Raw genomic sequence first — 18,869 nt, 5'->3', positions numbered from 1 at the left:
GTCAGTGCTCGTCGCGGTAGGCGGCGAGGGTGCGCGGACCGAACGCGTCGGGGATGACCTCGTCGATCGTCTTCACCCCGGAGACGGTCTCGAGCAGCATGCCCTCCGCGGAGTGCTCGAAGAGCAGCTGACGGCACCGGCCGCAGGGCATGAGGGTGTCGCCGTTGCCGTCGACGCAGGTGAAGGCGACCAGGCGTCCACCCCCCGTCATGTGCAGGCTCGAGACGAGCGCGCATTCGGCGCAGAGGGTGAGCCCGTAGGACGCGTTCTCGACGTTGCAGCCGGCGATCACGCGGCCGTCGTCGACGAGCGCGGCGACCCCGACGGGGAAGTTCGAGTACGGCACGTAGGCGTGCCGCATGGCGTCGAGGGCGACCGTGCGGAGCGCCTGCCAGTCGATGGCGACGTCGGATGCGGGGGTGTCGGTCATGCTTTCACGTACGGCTTTCCGGCAGCGGCGGGACCCCGCACGCGTCCCACGAGTCCCGCGACGGCCACGATGGTGACGAGGTAGGGCAGCATGAGCATGAATTCGCTCGGCACGGGCGAGCCGACGATGCTCAAGGTGTTCTGCAGGTTGCTCGCGAACCCGAACAGCAGGGCGGCGAGGGTGGCCCGGATGGGGTCCCAGCGCCCGAAGATGACGGCGGCGAGGGCGATGAAGCCGGCTCCGGCGGTCATCTCCTTGTTGAAGCTGCCGACCGCCGCGAGCGTGAAGTAGGCGCCGCCGCCGCCGGCGATGACGCCGGCGAGCGAGACGTTCCAGAACCGCGACCGGTTGACCTTGATGCCGACCGTGTCGGCAGCCGTCGGGTGCTCGCCGACGGCACGCAACCGCAGGCCCCAGCGGGTCTTGAACAGCCCGAACCACACGGCGGCGACGGCGATGTACATGAGGTAGACGATGAGCGTCTGCCGGAACAGCACCGGTCCGAGCACGGGGATCTCGCTCAACACCGGGATCGGCAGCCGCTCGAACGTCGCCGGGGAGTTGAGCCGGGCGGCGTCGGCGGTGAGCAGCGTCGAGTAGAGGAAGCTCGTGATGCCCGTGACGAGGACGTTGAGCACCACACCGACGATCACCTGGTCGACGAGGTACTTGATCGAGAACGCGGCGAGCACGAACGACACGAGCGCGCCCGCGACCATGGCGCCGAGCAGCCCCAGAAGCGGCTGTTGCGTGAGCGAGGCGATGACGCCGGCCGCGAAGGCGCCCGCGAGCAGCTGACCCTCGATCGCGACGTTGACGACGCCGACCCGCTCGGAGATGACGCCGCCGAGGGCGCCGAAGATGAGCGGTGTGCTGAGCGACAGGGCGCCGATGAGCAGCCCCGGCACCGGGATCGCCTTGTCGGCCGCGGCCCAGGCGAGGAACGCGATGAGGAACAGCACCGCGAAGACGACGGTGAGCCACAGCGGCAGCCGTCGTCGTCGTGACGCGAGGAACGTCGCGAAGGCGGTGATCGCGGCGAGGAGCACCGTGATCCCGATCGAGGTCGCGATGGTCGGCGCCGCGATCTCGGGCAGCTGGATGAGGTCGGAGCCGGTGGAGAGGCGGAAGGTGCTCACGCCGTCGCGCCGCAGCGCGACGAAGAGCACGATCGCGATCAGCGTGAAGACGCCGAGCAGGATGGGCGTCTTCCAGCTGCGGGCCGTGATCGGCGCGACGGCGACGGCCGGGGCGGTCGTCGTGGTCATCGGGTCACCACCTCCTTCCGCGCGCGCTGCTTTCGGCGCGGCGAGTCGACGCCCGGGGTGGGCAGATGGAACAGGCCGCGCACGAGCGGCGGCGCCGCGATGAACAGCACGATGATCGACTGCACGACGAGCACGATGTCGATCGGCACGCTCTCGGCCGCCTGCATGGAGTAGCCGCCGGCCTTGAGGGCGCCGAAGAGGATGCCCGCGACGAACACGCCGATCGGTCGCGAGCGACCGAGCAGCGCGACGGTGATGGCGTCGAAGCCGATCCCCGCGTCGATGCCGGAGGCGAATCCGGTCGTGATCGTGCCCATCACCTGCGACACCCCGGCCAGGCCGACGAGGCCGCCCGAGATGAGCATCGCCGTGATGTAGACCCGGCCGACGTCGATGCCGGCCACGCGCGCCGCGTTCGGGTTCTCGCCGACCGCCCGGTAACGGAAGCCGAGGCTCGACCGGTTGAGCAGCCACCACACGAAGACGGTCGCGGCGATGACGAGCAGGAAGCCGAGGTGCAGGTTGTACTGCGGCCCGAGCAGCTCGGGGAACACCGCGGTGTCCGCCATGGGCGCGCTCTTCGGGTTGTTCTGACCGGGGGCCTGCAGGGCTCCCGGCGTGCGCAGCAGGTAGGAGACGAGGTAGAACGCGACGTAGTTGAGCATGATCGTGACGATCACCTCGTGCGCTCCGGTGCGTGCCTTGAGCAGTCCGACGATGCCGCCCCAGAGGGCACCGCCGACGAGACCGGCGAGCAGGGCCGCGACGAGGTGCACGACCGGGGGCAGCTCCATCATCCCGCCGACGTACCCGGCGGCCGCCGCGGCGATGAGGATCTGCCCGCGTCCGCCGATGTTGAACAGGCCGACGCGGAAGGTGAGCGCGACACCGAGTCCCGCGGCGATGAGCGGCGTCGCGAAGGTGAGCGTCTCGGTGAGGGGTCGGATGCCCGCGGCGAAGTCGGGGCGCCGGAAGTTGTACACCGACCCCTGGAACAGGGCGGCGTAGGCCCCGCCGACCGCGTCGCCGATGGCGCGGAAGGTGTCCAGCGGACGGGCGAAGAAGTAGCCCGCCGCCTCGACGACGTCCTCGTTGACGATGACGATGAGGATCGCGCCGACGATGAGGGCGACGACGACGGCGAGCACCGAGATCATGGCGCTGCCGCCGAGGATGTCGCGCATGACGGCGTTGCCGCGGGGCGCGTCCGGTGTCTCGGTGTTCGGCGTCTGACCGGGTTCGACCGATTCGGCCTGCAGCTTGGTGTCCTGGCTGCGGGCGGGGATCTGCTCGCTCACGCGGCCACCTCGCTCGGGGTCTCGCCGGCCATCATCAGGCCGAGCACGTCGCGCGGGGTGTCTCCGGGCACGATTCCGACGATCCTTCCTCGGTACATCACGGCGATGCGGTCGGCGAGGGCGACCACCTCGTCGAGCTCGGTCGAGACCACGATGACCGGGATGCCGGAGTCGCGGGCGACGACGATCTGGGTGTGGACGAACTCGATCGATCCGACGTCGAGTCCGCGGGTGGGCTGGGCGGCCACGAACAGCCGCAGTTCGCGCCCGAGCTCTCGGGCGAGCACGACCTTCTGCTGGTTGCCGCCGGAGAGCCGGCCGACGCGGGTTCCGATGCCCTGGGCGCGCACGTCGAATTCGCGCACCTTCTGCTCGGCGTACTCGGCGAGGGTCTTGAGCTGCAGTGACCCGGCGCGAACGAAGGGTTCGTCGGTGCTGCGGTCGAGCATGAGGTTCTCGGCGATCGTGAACTCGCCGACGAGTCCGTCCTCCTTGCGGTCCTCGGGCACGAAGCCGACACCCGCGTCGATCACCTGCCGCACCGTGCGGCCGACGAGTTCGTGGCCGTCGAGGGTGATCGAGCCGGTGGCGTGGGGTTGGAGTCCGAAGATCGCCTCGGTGAGCTCGGTCTGCCCGTTGCCCTGCACCCCGGCGATCGCGAGGATCTCCCCCGCCCGGACGTCGAACCCGACGTGGTCGACGACGAGCTGACCGCGGGCGTCCGCCACCGTCAACCCGTCGACGACGAGGGCAGGGGCGCCGGGGGCGGCGGGCTTCTTCTCGACGGTCAGTTCGACGGCGCGGCCGACCATGAGGGAGGCGAGCTCGGCGTTGCTCGCCGTGGGCGACGCCTCGCCGACGACCTTCCCGAGCCGGATGACCGTGATCCGGTCCGCGACCTCGCGCACCTCGCGCAGCTTGTGGGTGATGAACACGATGCCGGTGCCCTCGGCCTTCAGCTGACGCATGATCGCCATCAGCTCGTCGGTCTCCTGCGGCGTCAGTACGGCGGTGGGCTCGTCGAAGACGAGCACGCGGGCGTCGCGCGAGAGGGCCTTGATGATCTCCACGCGCTGCTGCACGCCGACCGGCAGGTCCTCCACGAGCGCATCCGGATCGATGTCGAACCCGAACCGGTCGGAGATCTCCCGCACCCTCTGCCGGGCGCTCGCGAGATCGAGCAGGCCGCCCGCCTTCGTCTGCTCGTGGCCGAGCATCACGTTCTCCGCGACCGTGAACACGGGGATGAGCATGAAGTGCTGGTGCACCATGCCGATGCCGGCCGCCATCGCGTCGCCGGGACCGGCGAAGGCCTGCACCCGGTCATCCAGCAGGATCTCGCCCTCGTCGGCCTGATACAGGCCGTACAGCACGTTCATCAGCGTGGACTTGCCCGCCCCGTTCTCACCGAGGAGGCAGTGGATCTCCCCCGGCTCGACGGTGAGGTCGATGTGGTCGTTCGCCACGAGAGCGCCGAACCGCTTGGTGATTCCGCGGAGCTCGAGCTTCATGAGCCGTGCCCTTCCTGTTCCGCTTGTGTGAAGCGGTGCCGACAGTGCGGACACGACACTCGCCCGGTGGTGCGACTCCGTCGTGCCCGATATGAATCTAGCCCGACGCGCGCCGGGGCTTAACCGCGGCGGGGAGGTCGGCCGAAGCCGACCTCCCCGCGTGCGGTGGGTGTTACTCGGTGAAGGCGGCCTTCGACTCGACGACGATGTCGCCGTCGATGATGCCCTGGCGGATCTCGTCGAGCTCGTCCGAGAGCTCCGGCGCGACCTTCGACTCGAAGTCGTGGAACGGCGCGAGCGCCACACCGTCGTTCTCGAGCGTGCCGATGTACTTCTCGTTGCTGAAGTCGCCCTCAGCGGCCGCCGTGACGACGTCGCGCGTGGCCGGGGTGATGCCCTTCATGACCGAGGTGAGCAGCAGGTCAGCGACGCTGGGGTCGGACTCGTACACGTCGGAGTCGACGCCGATGAGGGCGATCTCACGACCCGAGCTGCGGATGGCCTCCGCGGCGCTCTGGTAGATCGGTCCGCCCACGGGCATGATCACGTCGGCGTTCTGGTCGATGAGACCCTGCGCCGACGCGAGGGCGGCGGTGCCGGCCTCGAAGCCGCCGGTGAAGACACCGGTCTCACCCTCGACGTCCCACCCGACGACGGACACGTTCGTGCCCTTCTGCTCGTTGTGGTACGCGACGCCCTCGGCGAAGCCGTCCATGAAGATCGTCACGGTCGGGATCTGGATGCCGCCGAAGGTGCCGACGACGCCGGTCTTCGAGTAGCTCGCGGCCGCGTAGCCGGCGAGGAAGGCCGCCTCGTGGGTGTTGAACACGATGGGCTTGCCGTTGTCGACGTCCGGCTGGCCGTCCTGGTCCGCGTCGAGCTGGTCGTCGATGATCGCGAAGTTCACGTCGGGGTTGGCCTCGGCCGCCTCGAGCGTGGTCTCCGAGAGGAGGAAGCCGACGGTGACGATCAGGTTGCAGCCCTGGTCGACGAGGTTCTGCACGTTCGGGCCGTACGCCGACTCGTCAGCGGACTCGACCTCCTTGTACTCGACGCCGACCTCGTCGGCCGCTTCGACGAGCCCGTTGAATCCGGACTCGTTGAAGGACTTGTCGTCGAAGCCACCGGCATCCGACACCATGCAGGGCAGGAAGTCGGGGGCGTCGCTGCCACCGGCGTTGTCCTCTTCGGGAGCCGCCGCACAGCCGGCGAGCAGCAGCGCGCTCGCGCCGATGGTGGCGAGACCGGCGAGGCCGGCCTTGCGCGAAGTGATTCTCACTATGTCCTCCAAGATGCAGCCCGGGCAGGGTTCGGCCGGGGTCGATGCGACCACGTTACGCGACGGCTCGAGGGCCCTGAGGCCCCAGAACGGGCTCGACGCCGAACAGTTACAAATCCGCGATCATGCGGAAATACGGCCGTAACGCGCGGCTTACTCCGGGGTGCTGGGCGAGGTGACCTCGAGCGCACCGTCGATGATCTGCTGACGCAGGTCGTCGATCTCGGCCGCGAGTTCCGGTCCCACCCGCGATTCGAGGTCGTGGAAGGGCGCGAGCCCCACGCCCTCGTTCTCGAGCGTGCCGATGTAGGCCTCGTTGGTGAACTCGCCTTGCTGGCTCGCGCGCGCGATCTCGACGACGGCGTCTCCGGTGTTCTTAAGGATGGAGGTGAGCACGAGCGGGCGGTACTCGGAGGGGAGCGTCTCGTAGCCGTCGTTGTCGACCCAGATGATCACGGCGTTGCCGGCGTCGGCGGCGGCACGCGCGGCCCCCTCCCCGACCTGGCCGGCGACCGGCAGGATGACGTCGGCGCCCTGGTCGATGAAGCCCTGAGCGACGGTGACACCCTTGTTCACGTCTTCGAAGTCGCCGGTGAACGTGCCGTCCTGCGCCTGCTTGTCCCAGCCGAGCGCGGCCACGTTGGTGCCGTGCACCTGGTTGTAGTGCGCGACGCCGTCGACGAACCCGTCCATGAAGAGCGTGACGGGCGGCTGGTTGCCTCCACCGAACGTCGCCACGGTGCCGGTCTGCGTGACGCCCGCCGCGAGGTATCCGGCGAGGAACGCCGCCTGGGCGGTGTCGAAGACGATGGGCTTGATGTTGTCACCCTCGACGATCTCGTCGACGATGGCGAAGTCGATGTCGGGGTTCGCCTCGGCCTGCTCCTGGGTGGCGGCGGCGAGTTCGTAACCGACGGTGAGCACGAGACCGCAGCCGCTGTCGACGGCCTGCTGCACGTTCGGCTCGAGGTCGGTCTCGTTGGTCGACACGAGCACTTCGGCGTCGATGCCGTACTCCTCGCCGGCGCTCTGCAGCCCGGCCCAGCTCGACTGGTTGAAGGAGCGGTCCTCCAGACCTCCGGAGTTCGTCACCATGCGGGCGCAGAAGTCGCCGCCGTCGCCGGTCTCCCCTCCGGACTCCGGGGCGGGGGCGCACGCGGCGAGCGCCGCGACGGTCAGGGTCAGCACGGTCGCCGCGGCGATGCGGGATGCGGTTCTCACGATGGGCCTCTCAGGTCGGGTCGGTCGCACGTCAGAGCACGTCGCTGCGGCCGGAGTTCTTGAGCGCGTCGACGACGCCCTTCACGCGCTGGGCGTTCTCGGTCGTCGTCACGAGCAGGGCGTCGTCGGTGTCGACCACGACGACGTCGCGCAGGCCGATGACGGCGATGACCCGCCCGGTCTGATTCATCACGAGTCCGCTGCTGTCTTCGGCGTGCACCGATTCGGCGTCGCCCATCGTGACGAGCTGGCTGCGTCGGCCGTTCGAGCCGAGCTTCGCGATCGTGGAGAAGTCGCCGACGTCGTACCAGGCGAAGTGCCCGGGCACGACGGCGAGTTTGCCCTCCTCGGCGGCCGGTTCGGCCACGGAGTAGTCGATGGCGACCTTCGTCAGCGCCGGCCAGATTCTGGCGACCGCGTCGGTTCGCGCATCCGTGTCCCAGGCGGCGGCGAGCTCTTCGAGCCCCGCGACGAGCTCCGGCTCGCTGCGCCGCAACTGCTCGAGCAGCACGTCGGCGCGGGCGACGAACATGCCGGCGTTCCACAGGTAGTCGCCGGAGTGCAGGTACTGCACGGCCGTGTCGACGTCGGGTTTCTCGGTGAAGCTGTCCGCCCGCAACACCGTCGCGACGCCGTCGAAGTCGAGCGACTCGGTCGCGCGGATGTAGCCGTACCCGGTCGCCGGTTCGCGCGGGGGGATGCCGATCGTGACGATGTAGCCGGCATCGGCGACGGCGACGGCCTGGCGCACCGCCTGACCGAACGCGGCGACGCCGCGCACCACGTGGTCGGCGTGGAACGAGCCGATGATGACGTCGGGTTCCCGGCGCACGAGGATCGCGGCGGCGAGGCCGATCGCGGCCGACGACTCGCGCTGCTCGTCCTCGAGCACGAGGTTGTGCGCCTCGAGCTCCGGGAGCTGCTCGCAGACGGCCGCCTCGTGCGCCCGGCCGGTGACGACCATGATGCGCTCCTCGCCGGAGAGCGGTGCGAGGCGCTGCCAGGTGTCGCGCAGCAGGCTCTCGCCGGTGCCGCTGATCTGGTGGAGGAACTTGGGGGCGCCCGCCCGGGACAGCGGCCACAGCCGGGAGCCGACGCCTCCGGCCGGGATGACGCTGTAGAAACGATCGAGCGCTTTTCCGGTCGCCATGCGACCAACCCTAGACGGTCACGGGGTGTTCACCGCCGGGCAAGACCGGATCCGTAACGTGACGGCCACGAGCCGGAAACGGAGCACCCGTCATGCGCATCGCGGTCATCACCGAGAGCTTCCTGCCCACCCTCAACGGCGTCACCACGAGCGTACGGAAGGTGCTCGACCACCTCCGTCTGCGTGGTCACGAGGCGATGGTCATCGTGCCGTCGGCCGGGGCGCCACGCGAGTACGCGGGCTTCCCCGTGCACTCCGTGCCCGCGCTCGCCTACCGCCAGTTCCCCGTGGGGCTGCCGAGTCCTCACGTGCAACGGCTGCTCGCCGACTTCCGGCCCGACGTGCTGCACGCCGCCTCCCCGTTCCTGCTCGGCGCCCAGGGCATCGACGCCGCCCGCCGCCTCGGCGTGCCGAGCGTCGCGGTGTTCCAGACGGATGTCGCGGGCTACGCGCGCCGCAACCGCCTCACCGCCGCGACCGGGTTCGCCTGGCGCGTCGTGCGGTGGGTGCACGACGGCGCCGACCTGACCCTCGCTCCGTCCACCGCATCCCTCGCCGACCTCGAGCGCGCCGGCGTCGACCGGCTCGCTCGATGGGGTCGCGGCGTCGACCTCGACACCTACCACCCGCGGAACCGCCTCGACCCCGTCGTGCATCGGTTGCGCCAGCGTCTCGCCCCGCGCGGCGAGACGATCGTCGGCTACGTCGGCAGGGTCGCGCCCGAGAAGCAGCTCGAGCGGCTCGCCGCCTTGCGCGGACTCGACGGCGTGCGGGTCGTGATCGTCGGCGACGGCCCATCGATGCCGTCCGTGCGCCGGGCGCTCAAGGGCATGCCGGTGCGCTACCTCGGCAGTCTCACCGGGCAGGAGCTCGCGGCCGCGTACGCGTCGTTCGACGTGTTCGTGCACACGGGCACCGAGGAGACCTTCGGCCAGACGCTGCAGGAGGCGCACGCGAGCGGCCTGCCCGTCATCGCGCCCCGGGCGGGCGGACCGATCGACCTCGTCGACGAGGGGGTCGACGGCTACCTCGTCGAGCCGGGCGACGACCGGGGACTGCGCGCGTACGTGGAGCTGCTCTCGACCGACACCGCCCTGCGGGCGCGGATGGGCGAGGCCGGTCGTCGTGCCGTGCTCGGCCGGTCGTGGGAGAGCGTGTGCGACGAGCTCATCGGCCACTACGAGCGGGTGCGCGCCGAGCGCACCGAACGCGTTCGCCTGGCGCGCTGACCCGCACGCGGGCCGCTCGGGCGGCCTGAGCGCCGGGTGGGCTGTGTCCGTCGACCTCCGGAGCGCGACGTAGACTGGACGGGTTCTCCAGACACGATCGCAGAGGAGGATCCGTGCCCGACACCGCGGCAGGATCAGTGGCGGCACCGCGGCCGTCCTCGACCGGCGTCCGCCCGAAGATCAGGGCACCGAGGCGTCCGGCCGGAACCGTCTACCGCGGCCGCGAAGGCATGTGGTCGTGGGTGCTGCACCGCATCACCGGGACGGCCATCTACTTCTTCCTCCTCGTGCACATCCTCGACACCGCGCTCGTGCGTCTGAGCCCCGAGGCGTACAACGCCGTCATCAACACCTACAAGACGCCCATCATGGGTCTCGGTGAGGCCGGGCTCGTCGCCGCGATCGGGTTCCACGCCCTCAACGGTCTGCGCATCATCCTGATCGACTTCTGGAGTGTGGGCACCAAGTACCACCGCGCCATGTTCTGGATCGTCATCCTGCTCTGGGTGGTGCTCCTGGCCGCGTTCCTCCCCCGCCACCTCATGCACGTGTTCGGAGGCTGAGATGACGACCGAACGAGTCGAGGCGCCGCGCTCCGCGCGCGCCGCCCTCACCAAGCGCCGCTTCAACTTCGAGAAGTGGGGCTGGATCTACATGCGCGTCTCGGGCGTGGTGCTCGTCGTGCTGATCTTCGGGCACCTGTTCGTGAACCTCGTCGCCGGCGAAGGTGTCAGCGCGATCGACTTCGCGTTCGTGGCCGGCAAGTGGGCCGACCCCTTCTACATCGTGTGGGACACCCTGCTGCTTTGGCTCGCCCTCATCCACGGCGCGAACGGCATGCGCACGATCGTCAACGACTACGCCTACAACCCCCGGCTCCGTCGCATCCTGCACGGCGCCCTGCTCGTCTCCACCATCGCGCTCCTCGTCCTGGGAACCCTTGTGATCTACACCTTCGACCCCTGCCCGACCGGCGGCGACCCCTCGCTGCTGCCCGATCTGTGTGAGAGCGTCGCCCGGTGAGCGTGACGAACGGGGCCGCTGAGGCGGCGGGGACGAGCACGCTCATCGACGGCGTGCACCACCACCAGTACGACGTCGTCATCGTGGGCGCCGGCGGCGCCGGGATGCGGGCCGCGATCGAGGCGGGACCGAAGGCGAAGACCGCCGTCATCTCGAAGCTGTACCCGACGCGTTCGCACACGGGCGCGGCGCAGGGCGGCATGGCCGCCGCGCTCGCGAACGTCGAAGAGGACTCGTGGGAGTGGCACACCTTCGACACCGTCAAGGGCGGCGACTATCTCGTCGACCAGGACGCGGCCGAGATCCTCGCGAAAGAGGCGATCGACGCGGTGCTCGACCTCGAGAACATGGGTCTGCCGTTCAACCGCACCCCCGACGGCAAGATCGACCAGCGCCGCTTCGGCGGACACACCGCCGACCACGGCAAGACGCCCGTGCGCCGCGCCTGCTACGCCGCCGACCGCACCGGCCACATGATCCTGCAGACGCTGTACCAGAACTGCGTCAAGCACGGCATCCAGTTCTTCAACGAGTTCTACGTGCTCGACCTCGTGATGACGGATGTCGACGGCACGCCCCAGCCGAGCGGCGTCGTCGCGTACGAGCTGTCGACCGGTGAGCTGCACGTGTTCCAGGCGAAGTCGATCGTGTTCGCGACCGGCGGCTTCGGCAAGATCTACAAGACCACCTCGAACGCCCACACCCTCACCGGTGACGGCGTCGGCATCGTCTGGCGCAAGGGCCTGCCGCTCGAGGACATGGAGTTCTTCCAGTTCCACCCGACGGGTCTCGCGGGTCTGGGCATCCTGCTCACCGAGGGCGCGCGAGGTGAGGGCGCGATCCTGCGCAACGCGAGCGGCGAGCGGTTCATGGAGCGCTACGCCCCGACGATCAAGGACCTCGCCCCGCGCGACATCGTCTCGCGCTGCATGGTGCAGGAGGTCGCGGAGGGCCGCGGTGCCGGTCCGCACAAGGACTACGTGCTGCTCGACTGCACGCACCTGGGCGCCGAGGTGCTCGAGACCAAGCTGCCCGACATCACCGAGTTCGCCCGCACCTACCTCGGCGTCGACCCCGTATACGAGCCGGTGCCGGTCATGCCGACCGCGCACTACGCGATGGGCGGCATCCCGACCAACGTCAAGGCCGAGGTGCTGCGCGACAACGACACGGTCGTGCCGGGGCTCTACGCCGCCGGCGAGTGCGCGTGCGTGTCGGTGCACGGCTCCAATCGCCTCGGGACGAACTCGCTGCTCGACATCAACGTGTTCGGCAAGCGCGCCGGCAACAACGCCGTCGAGTACGCCGCGACCGTCGACTTCACGCCGCTGCCGGCCGACCCCGCCGCCGGGGTGCGCGAGCTCGTCGAGATGCTGCGCAACTCGAACGGCACCGAGCGGGTCGCCGCGATCCGCAAGGAGCTGCAGGACGAGATGGACCGGAACGCCCAGGTGTTCCGCACCGACGAGTCGCTCGAGAAGGTCACCAAGATCATCGCGGGCCTGCGCGAGCGCTACCGCAACGTCTCGATCCAGGACAAGGGCAAGCGGTACAACACCGACCTGCTCGAGGCCATCGAGCTCGGCTTCCTCCTCGACCTCGCCGAGGTCGTCGTGTTCTCGGCCCGCAACCGCAAGGAGAGCCGCGGCGGCCACATGCGCGACGACTTCCCGAAGCGCGACGACGCCGGGTACATGAAGCACACGATGGCGTACCTCACCGGCGATCCGCACTCGTCGCTCGCCGACGACCACATCCGTCTCGACTGGAAGCCGGTCGTGATGACCCGTTACGAACCGATGGAACGGAAGTACTGATGAGCACCGCAACCCTCGAAGGCCGCGCGGCACCGCCGCCCGCGCAGGCGCAGTCGTTCACCGTCACGGTCATCATCCGCCGCTTCGACCCCGAGGTCGACGAGGAGCCGCGCTGGCAGGACTTCGACGTCGAGATGTACCCGACGGACCGCATCCTCGACGCCCTGCACAAGATCAAGTGGGAGCAGGACGGTTCGCTGACGTTCCGTCGCTCGTGCGCCCACGGCATCTGCGGATCGGACGCCATGCGCATCAACGGCCGCAACCGCCTCGCGTGCAAGACGCTCATCAAGGACCTCGACATCGCGAAGCCCATCTACATCGAGGCGATCAAGGGGCTTCCGCTCGAGAAGGACCTCATCGTCGACATGGAGCCGTTCTTCGAGTCGTACCGCGAGATCCAGCCGTTCCTCATCGCGAGCTCGAAGCCCGAGAAGGAGCGCATCCAGTCGCCGGTCGCCCGCGAGCGCTTCGACGACACCACGAAGTGCATCCTGTGCGCCGCGTGCACCTCGAGCTGCCCCGTGTTCTGGACGGACGGTCAGTACTTCGGACCGGCCGCGATCGTGAACGCGCACCGCTTCATCTTCGACGACCGCGACGAGGGCGCGCAGGTGCGCTTGGACATCCTCAACGACCGTGAGGGCGTGTGGCGCTGCCGCACGACGTTCAACTGCTCCGAGGCGTGCCCGCGCGGCATCCAGGTCACGCAGGCGATCGCGGAGGTCAAGAACGCGATCATGCGCGGCAAGCCGGACATCCCGCTCACCGTCAAGGGCTGACGCCACCACCGCACCGACCCTGACGGGAGCTGGGACTCCTGGTCAGGGCCGGCCGGTGCGCCGCCGGCATGGGACGACCGGCGACGGGGCGTGGCGCCCTCGCTCGGAGAGACCGGACGCACCGCTGCCTATGACGCGAGCGCGAGCCGGATTTCAGCCGATGACGTCGATGCGGATGCCGGCGGTCGGAGTCGTGATGACGACCGGTTTGATGAGGGCGTTCACGAGGCTGTCCACGGCACCGAGCACGCCCCCGACGAGGCCTCCCAGGTAGTCGCGGTCGACCTGCTGCACGAGCGACAGCCGCGCGGTGCCGGCCGGGATGGCGGTCGCCGCGAGCGTGAAGCGTCCGTTGCGGTCCACGGTCGCGGTCGCGTACACCTGGCCTCCGGCTTGGAGCGACAGGTGCGCGCCCGGGGTCGCCGTGCCTCCGAGGTTGAGGGCGATGTCGGCCGCGACCGGTCCGCCGGGCGCGGTGTGTCCCGGGGGCGGTGTGCCGCCCGTGACCGTGTCGACGACACCGCCGACCACACCCCCGACCGTGTTGCCGACACCACCGACCACACCCCCGACCGTGTTGCCGACACCACCGACCACACCGCCGACCGTATTGCCGACACCACCGACCACACCGCCGACCGTATTGCCGACACCACCGACCACACCGCCGACCGCGTTTCCCACTCCGCCCACGACGCCGCCGAGCCCGTTTCCGCCGCCGGGGGCGTCCGGGGTGCTCGCCTCGGGCGCGAGGGGCCCGGGGATGTTCGCGGGGTCGTCCGGCGCGGGGGCGCCGCCACCCGGTCGCTCGACCGTGCCGTCGGTGGAGGGGTCCGCCGCGTACGGCGACGGGCCGGCCGGCGTGCCCGCGACCGGTTCGGCGGCGATCGGCGTGGTCTCGGTCGGCACGGGAACGGCCACGCCGGCGGGGATCCCGCCGCCGACGATGCCTCCGCCCACGGCGACGACGATGGCCGCTGAGCCGAGCATCGCCGTCGTGCCGGTCGCCGCTCCGAGCGAGAGGCCGGCCGCGACGGGCGCGGCGACCGCCGAGCCTGCGGCACCGACGATCTCGGTCGGGAACGGGAGATCGGGAAGGGCTGACGCGGCGGCGTCCGGCGCGGCCGCGGATCCGGAGAGCGCGACCCCGGCGGTGCCGCCGAGCAGCAGCGGCAGGAGCACGAGGCCGAGGTCCGCGCCGACGTGCCGCACCTCTTCGCTCAGGCGGGTGCAGTTCTTGCACTCGGCGACGTGCGCGTCGAAGCGGGCGGCGTCGCGGCGGGAGAGGCCGGACCGGGCGTGGTCGCCCATCCGTGCCGACGCCCACGCGCACTCGCCGGCGAGCGCCGCGTCCGCGATGTGGGCCTGCAACCAGGCGCGGCGCAGACCCTCCCGGGCCCGATAGCCGAGCGCGGCGACGCCGTTGGCGCTGATGCCGAGCAGCGGAGCGACCTCGTGCGGGTCCATCCCCTCGACCTCGGTGTACCAGAGCACCGTCTGCCACCGGTCGGGCAGGGCGCGGAACGCCCGTGCCACGAGCGTGCGGTCGAGCGCCTGCATGGCGGGATCGACCGTGTTCTCGAACGCCTCCTCGAGGTCGTCGAACTCGTCCACGGCGATCTCGCGCCGGGCGGCACCCCACGTCGACGCGAGGTTGCGGATCGTCGTGTACAGGTAGGGCCGGAACGCACCCGTGGGTCCACCGCCGGCCTGGATGCGCTTGAGGATGCGGGCGAACGCCTCGCTCACGAGATCGTCGGCGTCGATCGAGGTGAAGCGGCGCGCGACGTGGAAGCCGGCGCGATGGTGCCGCCGCCAGAGCTCGGCGTAGGCGCGAGTGTTCCCCCCTCGCGCCTGCGCCACGAGCACCTGGTCCGAACCCTGCGGGTTCTGCGGCTCCTCGCTCATCCCCCTTGATTCCTCTCATCCCCGAGGGGATGTGACGGCGACTTCACCGTCTCACCCCAAGAGACAGACAACTCGGTCCAGTATGACGCCGTTTCGCGGCGCCGTCACGGGGATTCTCGCGTGCGCTCCCGCGCGTGACGGGGGCCACAGCGGTCGTCGAGGCTCAGGCGGCGGTCGCGGCGGCGCGGGCCTCGGCCGCGGTCATCGCACCGAGAGCGGCGGTCGCCTTCGCCCGGGCCTGCTCGATCGTGACCTCGGCGAGCGCCTGCCGCACGTCGGCGAGTGCCGCGGGACTCATGCTGAGGGTCGTCGCCCCGAGCCCGACGAGCACGACCGCGAGGTCCGGATCGGCCGCGGCCTCCCCGCAGATGCCGACCGGCTTGCCGGCGGCGGCGCCCGCGTCGCCGAGCGACTTCACGAGGCGCAGCACCGCGGGATGCCACGGGTCCTGGTACGACGCGACCGAGCCGAGCATCCGATCGGCGGCGAGCGTGTACTGGGTGAGGTCGTTCGTGCCGATGCTCACGAAGTCCGCGATGGCGAGCACCTGGTCGGCGAGCACGGCGAGCGAGGGCACCTCGGCCATGACGCCGACGGTCTTGAGTCCGAGTTCGCGGCCGAGCTCGACGAAGTAGCGGGTCTCCTCCGCATCCGACACCATCGGCGCCATCACCCAGAGGTCCGCCTCGGTCGCGTCCTGCGCGTTCTTGAGCGCCGTGAGCTGGTCGCGCAGGATCTGCTCGCTCGCCCGCAGCGCCCGCAGGCCGCGCAGCCCGAGTGCGGGGTTCTCCTCGTGCGCGTCGTTGAGGAACGACAGCGGCTTGTCGGCGCCGGCATCGAGCGCGCGCACGACGACCTTGCGGCCCGGGAACGCCTCGAGCAGCGCCGTGTAGCTCGCCTGCTGGGACTCGACGGTCGGTGCGCTCGTCGCATCGAGGAACAGGAACTCGGTGCGGAACAGCCCCACGCCCTCGGCGCCGAGTTCGACGGCGCCGGCCGCCTCGTCGGGCGAGCCGAGGTTGGCGAGCAACGGCACCGGGGTGCCGTCGGCGAGCGCGCCGTCCTGAACGGGGGCCGCGGCCGCCGAGGCGCGCTCGGCGATGCGCCGCTGCACGTCCTCGAGCTGCGCTGCGTCCGGGTCCACGATGACGGTGGAGTTCGCGGCGTCCGCGACGACGGTCGTGCCGTCGGCGATGTCGAGGGCGCCCTGCACGCCCACGAGAGCGACGATCGACTTCTGCCGGGCGAGGATCGCGGTGTGCGAGGTGGGCCCGCCGTCGCTCGTGACGAGCCCGAGCACCTTCTCGAGGTCGAGCAGGGCCGTGTCGGCCGGGGCGAGGTCGCGCGCGACGAGGATGAAGGGGGTGTCGCTCTGCGGCACGCCCGGCGCCGGCACGCCGCGCAGCCGGGCGATGATGCGCTGGGCCACGTCGGCGAGGTCGGTCGCGCGTTCGGCCATGTAGCCGCCCATCGCGGTGAGCTGCTCCTGGAAGGACCGGAAGGCGTCGAACACGGCGCGTTCGCCCGTCGAACCCGCCTCGATGCGTGCCCGCACGTCGTCGACGAGCATCGGGTCCTGCGCCATCATGGCGGCGGCCTCGAGCACGGCCTGCGCGTCCCCACCCGCCGCCTGGGCGCGCGTGTTCAGGTCCGCGGCGACGGCCGCGAGCGCGTCGTCGACCTCGGCGATCTCGCCGGCCGCGTCACCGTCGTGCCGCGCATCGGCCGGTTCGGCCAGCGGTTCGGGCATCCGCAGAACGGGACCTGCGGCGACACCGCGACCCACACCGACACCTCGAAGCTCCATGTATTCCCTCTTCCTCGACGGTTGCCCGCGGTCAGCCTACTGCCGCGGATAGCGTGAAGGCGTGGCGGACGAGGGTGGGACGCGGGGCTTCCCGGCTCTCGTGGAGCGCGTGCTGGGCTGGCGACCGGTGCGGGTGGCCCAGCACTACACGATCACGCGCGGTCCGATCCTCGCGAGCGGACTGGCGTACCAGTCGATCTTCGCCGCGTTCGCCGGCATCTGGGTCGGCTTCTCGATCGCGGGGCTCGTCATCGCCGGTGACGTGGCGCTGCGCTCGACGCTCATCGACTACCTCGCCCAGACCGTGCCCGGGCTCATCGAGCAGGAGAACGGGAACGGCGCCATCGACCCGGATGCGCTGCTGCAGATCGACGGCTTCACCCTGTCGGGCACCGTCGCCCTGATCGGGCTGCTCGTGACCGCGATCGGCTGGCTCGGCTCCGCCCGCGACGCGGTGCGGGTGGAGTTCGATCAGCCGCCGCTCGAGGCGAACTTCTTCCTCGTGAAGCTGCGCGATTTGGGGCTCGCCGCCCTGTTCGGTCTCGCCCTCGTGCTGACGGCCGCCCTCTCCGTCGCAGGAACCGCGGCGACCGGTCTGCTGCTCGATCTCGTCGGCATCGGGTCCGACTCCATCGTCGGCGCCGTCGGCGGGCGCGTCGTCACGCTCACCGTCATGTTCGCGCTCGACGCGGTGACGCTCGGCGGGCTCTACCGGGTGCTCTCCGGCCTGCACATCCCGTGGCGCCGGCTGCGCGCCGGCGCGTTGCTCGGCGCAGGTGGACTCGGTGTGCTCAAGGTCGTCGGCGGCGCACTACTCGGCGGGGGCGGCACCAATCCGCTGCTCGCCTCCTTCGCCGTCATCGTGGGCCTGCTCATCTACTTCAACCTCAGCTGCCAGGTGATCCTGTTCGCCGCCGCGTGGGTCGCCGTCGGGATGCGGGACCGCGGGCTCGTCGTCGACCCCGAGGTGGAGCGCCGGCGACTCGAGGAGGCGCGGCGGCTCGTGGCGGAGCACGAGCCCGAGCCGGCACCGTCGGAGCCGGGACCGATCGCCCGGCTCGCCCGACGGGTGCGCGCCCTGTTCCGCCGCGACCGTTCGGCGGATCCCGAGGACCACTCGGATGTCGGTCGGGGTTCGTAGGATGAGCGACGTGCCAAAACCGCTGCGCATCGCCACCGTCAACGTCAACGGCGTCCGAGCCGCCTTCCGCAAGGGCATGGGCGACTGGCTCGCCGGGCGCGACATCGACATCCTCGCCCTGCAGGAGGTGCGCGCCGAGACGAGCGACCTCGAGAGCCTGCTCGGCACCGAGTGGGACATCCTGCACGACGCCGCGACCGCGAAGGGTCGCGCCGGGGTCGCGATCGCGAGCCGCAACAAGGCGTCGATCCACCGTGTCTCGCTCGGCGCGGAGGAGTTCGACTCGGCGGGCCGCTGGCTCGAGGCGGACTACGAGGTGGGCGACCGCATCGTCACCGTCGTGAGCGCGTACGTGCACTCCGGCGGCGAGGGCGCGAAGCAGGTCGAGAAGTACAAGTTCCTCGACGCGATGGAGGAGCGGCTGCCGGAGCTCGAACAGCACAACGAGCTCGCCATCGTGCTCGGCGATCTCAACGTCGGACACCGCGAACTCGACATCAAGAACTGGAAGGGCAACCAGAAGAACCCCGGCTTCCTGCCCCGCGAGCGCGCGTACTTCGACCGCATCCTCGGCCCGAAGGGCGAGACGGTCACCGGCGTCGACGGCTCCGAAGGGCCCGGGCTCGGCTGGGTGGACGTCGGACGGCGCTTCGCCGGAGAGGTCGCCGGCCCGTACACGTGGTGGAGCCAGCGCGGCAAGGCGTTCGACACCGACACGGGGTGGCGGATCGACTACCACCTCGCGACGGCGCCGCTCGCCGAGACGGTCGTCGACTACGCGATCGACCGCGCCTCCGCGTGGGACACCCGCTGGTCGGACCACGCCCCCGTCGTCGTGGACTACGCGCTCTGATGGACCCGTTCTCGGGGCTCGCGCTCGGCGTCACCTTCGCCGCAGTGGGCTTCTACGTGATGTACCTGGTGGTCCGCGCGGCCGTCCGCGACGGCATCCGCGACGCCCGGGATCGGGAACCGGGAGACGCCGGGCGTTCCTGAGAGAATGGG

At 70.5% G+C, this 18,869-nt stretch carries 17 protein-coding genes; 8 read left to right on the top strand and 9 right to left on the bottom strand.

The genetic code is table 11. From position 1 onward, the window contains the following. Position 1: 1 nt before the first annotated feature. From CLV46_RS03600 to CLV46_RS03570, 7 genes are all read right to left on the bottom strand, one after another. Positions 2-430 carry a cytidine deaminase gene (locus tag CLV46_RS03600; protein ID WP_100363514.1) on the bottom strand — a complete coding sequence of 143 codons (429 nt, stop codon included), beginning with the start codon at positions 428-430 and terminating at the stop codon, positions 2-4. Continuing rightward, the gene (locus CLV46_RS03595) at positions 427-1,698 is read right to left on the bottom strand and encodes an ABC transporter permease (protein ID WP_100363513.1); all 1,272 of its coding nucleotides are present in this window, start codon (positions 1,696-1,698) and stop codon (positions 427-429) included. The genes CLV46_RS03600 and CLV46_RS03595 overlap by 4 nt, the downstream gene beginning before the upstream one ends. After that, positions 1,695-2,996 carry an ABC transporter permease gene (locus CLV46_RS03590; RefSeq protein WP_245866474.1) on the bottom strand — a complete coding sequence of 434 codons (1,302 nt, stop codon included), beginning with the start codon at positions 2,994-2,996 and terminating at the stop codon, positions 1,695-1,697. Before CLV46_RS03590 ends, CLV46_RS03595 begins: the two co-directional genes overlap by 4 nt. Then, on the bottom strand, positions 2,993-4,507 hold the full coding sequence (locus CLV46_RS03585) for an ABC transporter ATP-binding protein (protein WP_100363512.1): 1,515 nt from the start codon (positions 4,505-4,507) through the stop codon (positions 2,993-2,995). Before CLV46_RS03585 ends, CLV46_RS03590 begins: the two co-directional genes overlap by 4 nt. 172 nt (positions 4,508-4,679) lie before the next feature. Next, positions 4,680-5,786 carry a BMP family lipoprotein gene (locus tag CLV46_RS03580; RefSeq protein WP_100363511.1) on the bottom strand — a complete coding sequence of 369 codons (1,107 nt, stop codon included), beginning with the start codon at positions 5,784-5,786 and terminating at the stop codon, positions 4,680-4,682. 153 nt (positions 5,787-5,939) lie between these two features. Continuing rightward, a complete protein-coding gene (locus CLV46_RS03575; protein ID WP_245866472.1) occupies positions 5,940-7,007 on the bottom strand; it encodes a BMP family lipoprotein in 1,068 nt (355 codons plus the stop codon). 31 nt (positions 7,008-7,038) lie between these two features. Beyond that, positions 7,039-8,157, bottom strand: coding sequence for a mannose-1-phosphate guanylyltransferase (locus CLV46_RS03570; RefSeq protein WP_100363510.1), 1,119 nt, complete (start codon positions 8,155-8,157; stop codon positions 7,039-7,041). Between the two features lie 92 nt (positions 8,158-8,249). Between CLV46_RS03570 and CLV46_RS03565 the strand changes: the two genes are divergently transcribed. The 5 genes from CLV46_RS03565 (at position 8,250) to CLV46_RS03545 (ending at position 13,008) form a co-directional block, all read left to right on the top strand. Then, the gene (locus CLV46_RS03565; protein ID WP_100363509.1) at positions 8,250-9,386 is read left to right on the top strand and encodes a glycosyltransferase family 4 protein; all 1,137 of its coding nucleotides are present in this window, start codon (positions 8,250-8,252) and stop codon (positions 9,384-9,386) included. 179 nt (positions 9,387-9,565) lie between these two features. Further along, on the top strand, positions 9,566-9,949 hold the full coding sequence (sdhC, locus tag CLV46_RS03560; protein ID WP_425430419.1) for a succinate dehydrogenase, cytochrome b556 subunit: 384 nt from the start codon (positions 9,566-9,568) through the stop codon (positions 9,947-9,949). A 1-nt stretch (position 9,950) separates the two neighbouring features. After that, positions 9,951-10,409: a succinate dehydrogenase hydrophobic membrane anchor subunit gene (locus tag CLV46_RS03555; RefSeq protein WP_100363507.1), complete on the top strand. Its 459-nt coding sequence runs from the start codon at positions 9,951-9,953 to the stop codon at positions 10,407-10,409. 2 nt (positions 10,410-10,411) lie between these two features. Beyond that, the gene (gene sdhA / locus CLV46_RS03550; RefSeq protein ID WP_100365867.1) at positions 10,412-12,226 is read left to right on the top strand and encodes a succinate dehydrogenase flavoprotein subunit; all 1,815 of its coding nucleotides are present in this window, start codon (positions 10,412-10,414) and stop codon (positions 12,224-12,226) included. Continuing rightward, complete coding sequence (locus CLV46_RS03545; RefSeq protein ID WP_100363506.1) at positions 12,226-13,008, top strand: succinate dehydrogenase iron-sulfur subunit; 783 nt, start codon at positions 12,226-12,228, stop codon at positions 13,006-13,008. The genes sdhA and CLV46_RS03545 overlap by 1 nt, the downstream gene beginning before the upstream one ends. Positions 13,009-13,161: 153 nt before the next feature. Here CLV46_RS03545 and CLV46_RS03540 read toward each other — a convergent pair whose 3' ends face one another. Together CLV46_RS03540 and ptsP are read right to left on the bottom strand one after the other, a co-directional pair. Beyond that, positions 13,162-14,916 carry a sigma-70 family RNA polymerase sigma factor gene (locus CLV46_RS03540; protein ID WP_100363505.1) on the bottom strand — a complete coding sequence of 585 codons (1,755 nt, stop codon included), beginning with the start codon at positions 14,914-14,916 and terminating at the stop codon, positions 13,162-13,164. Positions 14,917-15,079: 163 nt separating this feature from the next. Continuing rightward, positions 15,080-16,723 (bottom strand): phosphoenolpyruvate--protein phosphotransferase, encoded by a 1,644-nt coding sequence (ptsP, locus tag CLV46_RS03535; protein WP_100363504.1) that lies wholly within the window; start codon positions 16,721-16,723, stop codon positions 15,080-15,082. A gap of 61 nt (positions 16,724-16,784) precedes the next feature. Here ptsP and CLV46_RS03530 point away from each other — a divergent pair, with 61 nt between their 5' ends. From CLV46_RS03530 to CLV46_RS16620, 3 genes are read left to right on the top strand one after another with little or no spacing between them, the layout of a single operon-like run. After that, positions 16,785-17,864: a YihY/virulence factor BrkB family protein gene (locus CLV46_RS03530; protein WP_100363503.1), complete on the top strand. Its 1,080-nt coding sequence runs from the start codon at positions 16,785-16,787 to the stop codon at positions 17,862-17,864. Positions 17,865-17,874: 10 nt separating this feature from the next. Then, positions 17,875-18,717 (top strand): exodeoxyribonuclease III, encoded by an 843-nt coding sequence (locus CLV46_RS03525; protein WP_100365866.1) that lies wholly within the window; start codon positions 17,875-17,877, stop codon positions 18,715-18,717. Continuing rightward, positions 18,717-18,860 carry a hypothetical protein gene (locus CLV46_RS16620; RefSeq protein WP_157802206.1) on the top strand — a complete coding sequence of 48 codons (144 nt, stop codon included), beginning with the start codon at positions 18,717-18,719 and terminating at the stop codon, positions 18,858-18,860. Before CLV46_RS03525 ends, CLV46_RS16620 begins: the two co-directional genes overlap by 1 nt. Positions 18,861-18,869 lie beyond the last annotated feature (9 nt).

The sequence above is a fragment of the Diaminobutyricimonas aerilata genome (assembly GCF_002797715.1).
In the GTDB taxonomy this organism is placed as follows: Bacteria; Actinomycetota; Actinomycetes; order Actinomycetales; family Microbacteriaceae; genus Diaminobutyricimonas; species Diaminobutyricimonas aerilata.
This window is presented reverse-complemented; position numbering and strand designations above follow the sequence as displayed.